Raw genomic sequence first — 10041 nt, 5'->3', positions numbered from 1 at the left:
CTCCACCAATTCGCTGATTTTCTCATTTGATAACTCGGTATTTTCCTCAAACATTGTCCGGAACATTTGAAGTAGCATTTGAAATGCCTGTATCCAAGTGATATCAGACAGCTCATCGGAAAAGTATAAAAAGAGTTCGCCAAGAGACCTGTTATCATTAGATTCCCGGCTTTCCAGCGATAACATCATGTACCGAGTAAAACAACTGCGGTATGTGCTGTCATTGCATCATAGGATAGAGAATTGCACTCTCTGCTCAGGCTAAGATAACTTTTGCATACCTTGAAGAACACCTCTATATCCCAACGTTTTCCATAAATTCGGATGATTTCGTTTTCATCCAGATTTATATCTGTAGAAATAAGACAGAGGTACTCCTTGCGTTTGTTGCGGTTGCGGACATAAACCACTTTTGCTGGAATGATTTCACCATCTTTTACAACATCGACCATAACAGAGAGCAGATATCTTGATTTTCCGCGTCTCTTTTTATTCTTGTTGTAGATAGAAACCAAAGACATATCTTCACCATTGTAACGAAAGAACATCTTTGGGGTTTTCTTAACCATGCCGATTGCATCATATCCAATCTCTTTTACAGCATGAAGCGTGCTTGGAGAGGAAAACCAGCTGTCAAAAAGAACATATTTCGCAGGGATTGCAGCCTTTTTAGCAGTCTTCAAAAGTGAAAGCATGGCAGATGTTCCTTTTTCCATGGAAAGTTTTCTGCGTTTGTAACCATTGGTTCTTTTGTCTACTTTTACAGCCTCATTGATTCGATTTTTCTCGTTTTCTGTAGAAAGAAGGATGCTGTTTACAGGCAGGAACGTACTTCCATCTGACCATCAAAAAGTAAGCATTCGAAATCCAAAACGATACGTATGCTTTGCGTGGTCATAGACTTTTACAAGAAGCTCTACCTTCTTGGAACGGTTACGCTCAAACATGGAATCATCAATGATAAGGACGTTGGTACGGTCTTTTGAATCCAGTGGAATGATGGCTTCTTTGATGATCCGGGAAGAAAGAATCGTTGTGAAACGAATTCAGATTCATGTACATGCTTCTGTTAGAAAAAATCAGCAGAAACAGATACTGGAAGATTTCCGTTACCGGAATTCCTTTCTTTTTGTAGGCGTTGGATACTTTCAAAGCTGAGGAAAGATGAAATCTTGTAAAAAATCTTTTGATAGATTTCGAAATCTGCTTATCATCTTGAGTTACTTGTGTTATACTTTTATTCATAGCATGAGCCTCTGTCGATGCCCGGTTTGGGTATCGGCAGAGGCTCTTTTCCATTATGCGCTGCTATGAGAACAAATCGATTCCAACTAAAACGTCTGTTTTCATTTTTGGGATAGCCACAAGCCCTTATATTTACAGCTGATACTGTAACGATTTTTCCAGAAACTCGTCCACTGCTGGACCGGTCTGCCGGGGTGCAAAGCAGGTATGACCGGTGTCGAGCTTTGCAATCTGTTCCATCTCGGCATCCGTCAGCGTGAAGTCGAAAATGTTCAGGTTTTCCTTCATGCGCTGCGGGTTTGCGGATTTCACAATGGGGACGATACCGCGCTGGGTCAGCCAGCGGAGCGCCACCTGCGCGGGAGATTTCTCATAACTCACAGCGATGTCGCAGAGCGTTTCGTTCCGGAAAAGGTTCGCCTGTCCGGCGGACAGGGGAGACCATGCCTGCATCAGGATGTTTTGGCTTTCCATATAGGCGCGTTCCTCTTCCCGCTGGAAGAACGGATTGCACTCCACCAAATCGACCGCCGGTTTTACTTTATTCCAGAACACAAAGTCCGCCAGCTTGTCCGGCGTAAAATTATCGACACCGATAGCCCGGACTTTTCCGGCAGCGTACAGCTCCTCCAGCGCTCGCCATGCGCCGTAGTAGTCATTGTAGGGCTGATGGATGAGGTACAGATCCAGATAGTCCAGACCGAGATGCTCCATCGAACGGGCAAAGCCCCGTTTTGCACCCTCGTAGCTGGTGTCCGTAATCCACAGCTTTGTGGTGATAAACAGTTCTTCTCTGGGAACACCGCAGCGGCGAATCGCCCGCCCCACAGCTTCTTCGTTTCCATAGGCGGCAGCGGTATCAATCAGGCGATAACCAGCATGGATCGCCTGTACGACGGCTTCTTCACATTGGGCGCTGTCTGTCATGCGGAACACGCCGTAGCCGATCTTCGGCATGGCAACGCCATTGTTCAAGGTCAATTTTTCTTCGTTCATTGCAGTTCCTCCTTGTGATTCTGTAAAAAGTAGTCTAGGCAGTCGATTCGTTTCTGGCAGGCATGAAGCTGATCCAGAAGCTCGATCCGCCATGCTTTCAAAATCGCTACAGCATCTTTTTCCTTTCCGGCTTGCAGGCAAGAAATTACAGTACAGATTTGATCCGGCGGCATCCCGCTGTCGGACAGGCAGTGTTCGTTATTCATGTGCCATTTCCTCTTTTCGCTGCAAATTGGCAAATCTACGGGACGGATGGTAGCAAAGCAGTGCAATCAAAATCAGTAGCGCCGCGGCTGACAGGCTGACCGGATAAGCGGTCATAATCGTCTGGAATGTCCTGCTTTGCGGGAACACAAAATGAATCCATCCAATGCGGATTCCGCAGACACCTATGGTGGTCAGAAGCGCCGGAACGAGGGAGATACCAAAACCGCGCAGATAGCCGCTCATCACTTCGTAGAGCATACTGAACGTGTAGGCGGAGAACACCATCAGCAGCCGTGTATAGCCAATAGAGATGACCTCCGAATCGTTGTTGAAAATTGCCAGAAGATACTTTCCAGCAAACAGCACCAGTGCGATTGCGGCTGCCGAAGCGATCAGGTCTTCGATCAGGCACAGAATCAGGGTTCGTTTGCAGCGTTTGATCTGCCCTGCGCCAAAGTTTTGCCCGACAAAGGTCGTGCAGGCTTGGCTGAACGAGTTCAATACATCGTAGGCGAAAACTTCAATGTTATATGCCGCACTGGATGCCGCCATGACCACCGTGCCAAGGCTGTTGATAGCAGATTGGATTACGATGTTGGAAACCGCAAACACGGCGCTCTGGATACCGGCGGGCAAACCGATCTTCATAATCTGTCCGAAGGCTTTCCAATCAATCCGCAGCGACTGCCACTCTACATGAATGTACTGCTTGGAAATCCGCAGACGCCAGAGCAGCAGCACCGAGCTGACCGCATTGGAGATTACCGTAGCAATGGCGACACCGTTGACTGTCATTCGCAGGACTGCCACAAAGAACAAATTCAGAACAACATTCAGCACGCCGGAGGTTGCCAACGCAATCAGCGGCACACGGGTATCTCCCACACTGCGGAAAATCGCCGTCTCAAAGTTATAAAGCAAAATCACCGGCATTCCCAGCAGGTAAATTCTCAGATATAGCAGCGCCGAGTCAAACACATCGTCCGGCACATTGAGAGAGTGCAGCAGCGGAGTCGCCGCAAATTCGCCAACTACTGCCACAAGAATGCCGCCCAGAAATGCTACCACAATAGAGGTATGGACAGCTTTTTTCACCGCTTCCTGATCATCCCGCCCAATAGCGTTGGCGATGACAACATTTGCGCCCAAGGCGATGCCCACAAACAGGTTGACGATTAGCGCAATGATAGAACTGTTTGCTCCCACCGCCGCCACAGCTACGGTCTTCCCGGCACCAGTGAAGTTACCTACCACCGCAATGTCAGACGCATTGAATAGCTGTTCCAGAATGGCGGTTGCCGCCACTGGGAGTGCAAACAGCGGCAGCTTGTTCCAGATGGAACCGTGCAGCATATCCAGCTGCCGCTTTGCTTTTTCTGTTTCCATGTTCAGATGCTTCTTTCTGCTTCTATATTTCAAAAATATTATACTGCCTTCGCTTAACGATAGCAAATACTTATATAGAATGAACTATCATAGTTGACGGGAATGATAATTCGGCGTATACTATGAGGGAGGTGAAGAAATCATGGAAATTCGTCTGCTGCGCTATTTTCTTGCGGTCGCAAGGGAAGAAAATATCACACGAGCCGCAGAAAGTCTGCATATCTCCCAGCCGTCGCTTTCCAAGCAGCTTATGGAGTTGGAACAGGAAGTTGGAAAACAACTGCTGATTCGAGGAAAACGGAAGATCACGCTGACGGAGGAAGGCGTTTTGCTGCGGAAACGCGCCGATGAAATCATCACTTTGCTGGAAAAGACAGAGCGTGAGCTGAACGCAGATGCTGCGCAAATCAGCGGTGAGGTAGCCATCGGCGGCAATCCAACCGCCTCTGTACTGAAAGCCGCCGCTGCACTCCGGGCAGAGCATCCGGGTATTCATTTTCAATTTTACAGCAGTGACGCCATTGATGTGCTGGAACGGCTGGAACACGGCAGTCTGGATTTCTCTGTTTTTCTGGAACCAATCGACACCATGCAATATGAATATATTTCGCTGCCGGATTCCTTGCGCTGGGGCTTGCTGCTGCCATCCGATCATGCACTGGCGAAAAAGGGATTTATCCGGAAAGAGGATTTGCCTGCGATCCCGTTGGTATTTCACCGCAGAGCCGGTCTGCAAAGAATCATCTCTCACTGGGCGAAGACAGAAATTGAGAATCTGAATATCGCCGCGACCTATAATGTTATCAACGGTTCACCGGAGAAATTTGTGAAAACCGGTTTTGGATGTTACCTGACGACCGAGGATCTGCTGCCCTCTAAATTGGACGAAGGTGTATGCTTTTGCCCGCTGGATCCGCCGTTGGAGATACACTATGCGCTGATCTGGAAACGCTACGCAGTGTTCAGCAAAGCGGCGGAGGTATTCCTGCGGGCATTTCGGGAATGATCTTTTTGCCGGTTAGAAGTCTGCGCTTTTTAGCCTGTGAGCATAGGCTTTGAAAGGTCGAAAAACAGTATTTAATCGTCATACAGACATTGGTGATACGCTGAGTGCTGTAGCCGGAAAGAGCTATTAAAGAAGGTATTACATCGGCCTCGTATAAATGCACCCCCTCAAATCGAGAACTGTAAACAAACACAAAGACCGCAGGATCAAACCGCCTGCGGTCTTTTCTGTTCCAAGGCAAGCCACCTTACTGCCCGCGGCTTACTTTGACTTTAGCTGAAGCTCTATAACCGTCTGCTCTTTGTCCAACAATGCTGCAAGTTCATCGGCAGACAGACCGCTGATATGTCCCAGCTTGGTATAGCTCCACGAATTCGAGCCGAAAAACACCACAAGCTGATTTCCGGAATACAGAACGATATCTCCCGGCTGCGTAGTCATCTGCGCATCGCTACGGGAAAAGCTCTGCGGAAAACTGCCCACCTGCTCAAAGCCGCCATAGGCGGAAGTGTTCACGGTAATGGCGTTCTGTGCAAGGGCATATAGCTCAGTAACAGCAGCGTTATTCTCCCACTGAACATCCACAGCGGTGCCGTCAATGGTCAAAAGCAGTATCGGCTCGGTTGTATCGATTTCAGGCATGGTCGTTTCCTCTGTTGTCATTTTGGTAGATTTCTCGCTTTCTGCTGCCTGCGGCGTGTCTTCTGTTGCGGAAGCCGGCGGTTCAGTCGGCAGGTCGGGTCGGCCGGCGCAGCCGCTCAGACAGAGTATAACCGCCAGCAGCAGAACGAGCGGAATATGCCGCTTCATCTCAGATGCTCCGAAAAGAATGTCTCCAGCTTCTCAAATGGGATCACGTCCATCTGGTCGTAAAGGTCGGTGTGGCTTGCGTCGGGGATAATGAGCAATTCCTTGTTGTCCCCGGTCAGCTTGCTGTAAGCCGTCTCACTGAAATAGCGGGAGTGCGCCTTTTCTCCGTGTACCAGCAGCACAGCAAAGCAGATCTCGCTGCTGTACTGCAAGATCGGCATATTCAGGAACGACAGCGAGGACGTCACATTCCATCCATTATTGGAGTTCAGGCTGCGGGGATGGTAGCCTCGCGGAGTCTTATAGTAGGCGTAATAGTCCTTTACAAATTGCGGTGCGTCCTCCGGCAGCGGCTCGACCACGCCGCCCGTCAGAGCATAGGTGCCGTTTTTATAGTCCTCGGTGCGCTGCGTGTTCAGCGCTTTTCGCTTTTTAAAGCGTGCCTGCTCAGAATCCTCACTGTCAAAGTAGCCTTTGGCATTCACACGGGTCATGTCGTACATGGTCATAGCCGCAGTAGCTTTGATGCGGGTATCAATGGCAGCGGCATTGATTGCCATGCCGCCCCAGCCGCAGATACCGATGATACCGATGCGCTCCGGGTCAATATTCTCCTGCACGGAGAGAAAGTCTACCGCTGCACAGAAATCCTCGGTGTTGATGTCCGGCGAAGCGACATAGCGGGGTGTACCGCCACTCTCGCCGGTATAGGACGGGTCAAAGGCAATCGTCAAGAATCCAAGCTCCGCCATTTTCTGCGCGTACAATCCAGAGGACTGCTCCTTTACCGCACCGAACGGGCCGCTGATGGCAATAGCGGGCAGCTTGCCCTCCGCACCCTTCGGTGTGTACATATCCGCTGCCAGCGTGATGCCGTAGCGGTTGTGAAAGGTCACCTTTCTAACATTGACCTTATCGCTTTTGGGGAACACCTTGTCCCATTCCTGTGTCAAATTCAGTTTTTCCATATTCAGACCTCCTTGCCTGTTGCCTTAAAATATACTGTGTTGTCCACGGCTTCCAACCATTCATTGGAGGTTTCGTCCCCCGTAACCTCTACCGCCAGATGAGAGAACCAGCTATCCGGTGCTGTGCCGTGCCAGTGCTTTACGCCCACAGGGATATTTACTACATTGCCGGGGCGCAGCTCCTGTGCCGGTTTACCCCATTCCTGATAGTAGCCTGTACCGGCTACGCAGACAAGAATCTGTCCACCACCGCTTTTGGCGTGATGAATGTGCCAGTTGTTGCGGCAGCCCGGCTCAAAGGTCACATTGTAAATGCCGACCTGCAGCGTAGAAAGAGGCGCGAGATAGCTTTGCCCGATAAAATATTTTGCAAAGTCGTCATTGATTCTGATGCTTGACTTTTGCGTTGGCAGCATCGTCCTCCGCCCAAACCTCCTTTGCCATACGGAAGGCCGCCCACGCCTTGGGCTAGCCCGCATAAAATGCCGCATGGGTCAGTATCTCCGCAATTTCCGTTTTCGTCACGCCGTTATTCTTTGCAGTTGTCAGATGGTACTGAAAGGACGAATCCGTCAACCCCTGCGCCATCAGCGCCACCACTGTTACAATGCTGCGGTCCCGCAGGGAAAGCTTGTCTTCCTGGCTCCACACCTGTCCGAACAGCACATCATCATTCAATTCCGCAAATTTAGGAGCAAATTCTCCCAGAGCCTCTCTGCCTGCCGTTTGTTTAACTGCCAAATTCCGTTCCTCCCATCAAATGTTCAGTGTGTTGACCCATTTCTGTACGTCAGCGGTACTTTCATTGCTTTGCAAACGCTTACCGGGCAGCCACGCCGCTGCGGGGCAGACCGCCTTGAGGATGCTGTCTGTTTTGCCCATACCGCTGCCGCCGGAGGTGGCGAAGGGGATCACGGTTTTTCCGGCAAAGTCATAGCATTCCAAGAAGCTTTCAATAATGCGCAGTGCTTGATACCACCAGATGGGAAATCCCACAAACACTGTGTCATACTGTGCCATATCCGTGATCTTAGTTGCAATGGCGGGACGGCTGTTGTCATTGTTCATCTCCAGAGTGCTGCGGCTGCCTTTGTCCGTCCAGTCGAGATCGGCGGCAGTATAGGGCACCTCTGGCGCAATCTCAAATAGATCACCGTCAACAACGCCTGTAATGGTTTTTGCCAGCTTCGCGGTTTCTCCACCGGCGGAAAAATAGGCTACCAATATCTTTTTCATATACGCTTCACTCCTATTGGCTTAAAATATGTTCTTCGTACCGGAAATGCTTGTTCAGACATCCTTGCCCATCTGATAGGCTTGCTCCAGTGCGGCATGACCTGCGATCTCTCCCACGCCGTTTACACCGCCAGCGAAAACGGTAGCTGCAAGCTCACATCTGTCAAAGCAGTCAACCCATCCCTGAATAGCCTTTTCTGTGCCCGCAAAGGTTTCCGATGCGTCCTCTGCCGCCGTTGCAAGCAGATAGACCTTCGTAAAGGCGTAGTCTGTGTCAAAGAGTGGATTCGCTCGGTCGAGCATGGTCTTGAGCTGACCGCTGACGCAGTAATAGTAAACGGGTGTGGCAAACACCAGCACATCCGCGTCGTGCATTTTTGCGGTGATCTCCACGGCATCGTCTTGGATGACGCAGTGCCCAAGATTCAGACAGGCAAAGCAGCCTTTGCAGAAGCCATATTGCTTTTCCCGCAGAAACACTGTCTCTACCTGATGACCAGCTTCCTGAGCACCCTTGGCAAAGGCGACCGCCAAGGTCTCCGAATTGCCGCCCTTGCGGGGGCTTGAAGAAAGAATCAATACTTTTTTACTCATCATAAAACACTCCTTGCGCTCCGTTTTCTTTTGTGTTATGATAATGATAACACCTAAACCTAACTTCAGGTCAAGATTTTTTTGAAAATTTTCGGAGGAATTTTTATGTATTCGATCGGACAGGTGGCAGAGATGTTCGGAATACCCATCTCTACACTGCGCTATTATGACAAGCAGGGCCTTTTCCCGAATATGGAGCGAGTATCCGGTATCCGCAAGTTTAGTGAAGCAGAGATTGAAGCGCTTCGGGTTATTGAGTGCCTGAAAAAGGCGGGCATGGAGATTAAGGACATTCGGCAGTTCATGGATTGGTGCTCAGAAGGACCGTCCACCTATCCGCAGCGCAAGGAATTGTTTGAAACGCAGAAGGCGCATATGGAGGAGGAGATTGCACGGATGAACCGCACTCTGGATATGCTGAAATTCAAATGCTGGTACTATGAACAGGCAATTCGGGACGGAAATGAGGAAAAACTCGCCGCCATGATTCCCGACGGGCTGCCTAAAAACATCCGTACAATCTACGACAGCTCCCACAAAGAATAACACGCTCCTGTTACTGCATAGAAGCCAGAATGCAACACAAGAAGATATTGCACCCCATCAATGGAAAATTTCACCATCTATGAGCCGAAGTTGCACTCCTTACACGGTTTCTATCAAAATTACGGTTTTTTATTTATTATTTATAAAAATATGTTACAATATATTCAAATTAAAATTTGAAAGGGAAATGTTTTAATGGGATTTTTTCAAAATACTTGTAAGCCAGAAGGATTTGGCGGAAAATTAATGGTAAAGATGATGAATAGCGGACACACTCATTTGGCAAACTGGGGATTTTCTAAAATTTCAGTAAACGAAGATTCAAAAGTTCTTGATGTAGGCTGTGGCGGTGGAGCAAATATTGCTGTCTGGCTGGATATATGCAAGAATGGCCATGTAACAGGTCTTGATTTTTCAGATGTAAGCGTTGGAGAATCCAGAAAATTAAATGATACAGCAATCAATCAAAAAAGATGTGAAGTACTTCAAGGTAATGTCGCGGATATGCCATTTGATAATGAATCGTTTGATTGTGTATCTGCTTTTGAAACCATTTATTTCTGGCCAGGTCTTACAAAGTGCTTTACTGAAGTGAATCGTGTATTAAAAAGCGGTGGTACATTTATGATATGTAATGAAATCGACGGAACAAATACCGCTGATGAAAAATGGCCAAAAATGATTGACGGTATGAGCATTTATAACGATAAGCAAATTCGTGATGCGTTAGAAGAAGCAGGCTTTTCTGATATAGAAAGCCATTCTGACAAAAAGAATCATTGGCTGTGCATTTTAGCAAAAAAGAAGTTCTCTCAATATTAAAAATTTAAATAGCGAATTTCTATAATAATTGAAATTATTTTGCCATAATTGGGGCTGTGAAAAAATGAAGTTTAAGAATTCATTTTTCGCAGCTCCTTTCAATTTTTGCAAAAAAATAAGGCAATTGTTTAAAAAGGGTATACTCCCCCTTACCCCAAACAGCGTAATGTTGAAAACTTAAGCAGCTTTTTGCAGTCTGATTTGTTTTGTATAAAATTTGTGGAG

The 10041-nt window shown here is 48.2% G+C and carries 12 protein-coding genes and 1 pseudogene; 3 read left to right on the top strand and 10 right to left on the bottom strand.

The features are described from left to right. The 4 genes and pseudogenes from ACY2VT_RS13570 to ACY2VT_RS13555 all read right to left on the bottom strand — a co-directional run. A pseudogene (locus ACY2VT_RS13570) lies at positions 1-1245 on the bottom strand (IS4 family transposase); the annotation flags it as partial. 132 nt (positions 1246-1377) lie between these two features. Then, positions 1378-2241: an aldo/keto reductase gene (locus ACY2VT_RS13565; protein WP_461880254.1), complete on the bottom strand. Its 864-nt coding sequence runs from the start codon at positions 2239-2241 to the stop codon at positions 1378-1380. Then, positions 2238-2447 (bottom strand): hypothetical protein, encoded by a 210-nt coding sequence (locus ACY2VT_RS13560; RefSeq protein WP_461880253.1) that lies wholly within the window; start codon positions 2445-2447, stop codon positions 2238-2240. The genes ACY2VT_RS13565 and ACY2VT_RS13560 overlap by 4 nt, the downstream gene beginning before the upstream one ends. After that, on the bottom strand, positions 2440-3834 hold the full coding sequence (locus ACY2VT_RS13555; protein WP_461880252.1) for an MATE family efflux transporter: 1395 nt from the start codon (positions 3832-3834) through the stop codon (positions 2440-2442). Before ACY2VT_RS13555 ends, ACY2VT_RS13560 begins: the two co-directional genes overlap by 8 nt. A 142-nt stretch (positions 3835-3976) precedes the next feature. On the opposite strand from ACY2VT_RS13555, the gene ACY2VT_RS13550 reads away from it, so the two are divergent. Continuing rightward, positions 3977-4840 (top strand): LysR family transcriptional regulator, encoded by an 864-nt coding sequence (locus tag ACY2VT_RS13550; protein ID WP_461880251.1) that lies wholly within the window; start codon positions 3977-3979, stop codon positions 4838-4840. A gap of 261 nt (positions 4841-5101) precedes the next feature. Here the strand turns inward: ACY2VT_RS13550 and ACY2VT_RS13545 are convergent, their stop codons facing one another. The 6 genes from ACY2VT_RS13545 to ACY2VT_RS13520 are packed head-to-tail and all read right to left on the bottom strand — an operon-like array spanning position 5102 to position 8448. Further along, on the bottom strand, positions 5102-5650 hold the full coding sequence (locus ACY2VT_RS13545; protein WP_461880250.1) for a cyclophilin-like fold protein: 549 nt from the start codon (positions 5648-5650) through the stop codon (positions 5102-5104). After that, entirely contained in the window at positions 5647-6618 is a 972-nt protein-coding gene (locus ACY2VT_RS13540) for an alpha/beta hydrolase (RefSeq protein WP_461880249.1), read from the bottom strand. Before ACY2VT_RS13540 ends, ACY2VT_RS13545 begins: the two co-directional genes overlap by 4 nt. A gap of 2 nt (positions 6619-6620) precedes the next feature. Then, entirely contained in the window at positions 6621-7034 is a 414-nt protein-coding gene (locus tag ACY2VT_RS13535; protein ID WP_461880248.1) for a cupin domain-containing protein, read from the bottom strand. A 52-nt stretch (positions 7035-7086) separates the two neighbouring features. Continuing rightward, positions 7087-7359, bottom strand: coding sequence for a carboxymuconolactone decarboxylase family protein (locus tag ACY2VT_RS13530; RefSeq protein WP_461880247.1), 273 nt, complete (start codon positions 7357-7359; stop codon positions 7087-7089). Positions 7360-7374: 15 nt separating this feature from the next. Beyond that, entirely contained in the window at positions 7375-7854 is a 480-nt protein-coding gene (locus ACY2VT_RS13525; RefSeq protein WP_461880246.1) for a flavodoxin, read from the bottom strand. Positions 7855-7908: 54 nt separating this feature from the next. Then, on the bottom strand, positions 7909-8448 hold the full coding sequence (locus ACY2VT_RS13520) for a flavodoxin family protein (RefSeq protein WP_461880245.1): 540 nt from the start codon (positions 8446-8448) through the stop codon (positions 7909-7911). A gap of 105 nt (positions 8449-8553) precedes the next feature. Here ACY2VT_RS13520 and ACY2VT_RS13515 point away from each other — a divergent pair, with 105 nt between their 5' ends. Together ACY2VT_RS13515 and ACY2VT_RS13510 are read left to right on the top strand one after the other, a co-directional pair. Beyond that, positions 8554-8994 (top strand): MerR family transcriptional regulator, encoded by a 441-nt coding sequence (locus ACY2VT_RS13515; RefSeq protein ID WP_461880244.1) that lies wholly within the window; start codon positions 8554-8556, stop codon positions 8992-8994. A gap of 195 nt (positions 8995-9189) precedes the next feature. Then, positions 9190-9816, top strand: coding sequence for a class I SAM-dependent methyltransferase (locus tag ACY2VT_RS13510; protein ID WP_461880243.1), 627 nt, complete (start codon positions 9190-9192; stop codon positions 9814-9816). Positions 9817-10041 lie beyond the last annotated feature (225 nt).

This window comes from Fusicatenibacter sp., from assembly GCF_050872605.1.
Lineage (GTDB): Bacteria > Bacillota > Clostridia > Lachnospirales > Lachnospiraceae > Fusicatenibacter.
This window is presented reverse-complemented; position numbering and strand designations above follow the sequence as displayed.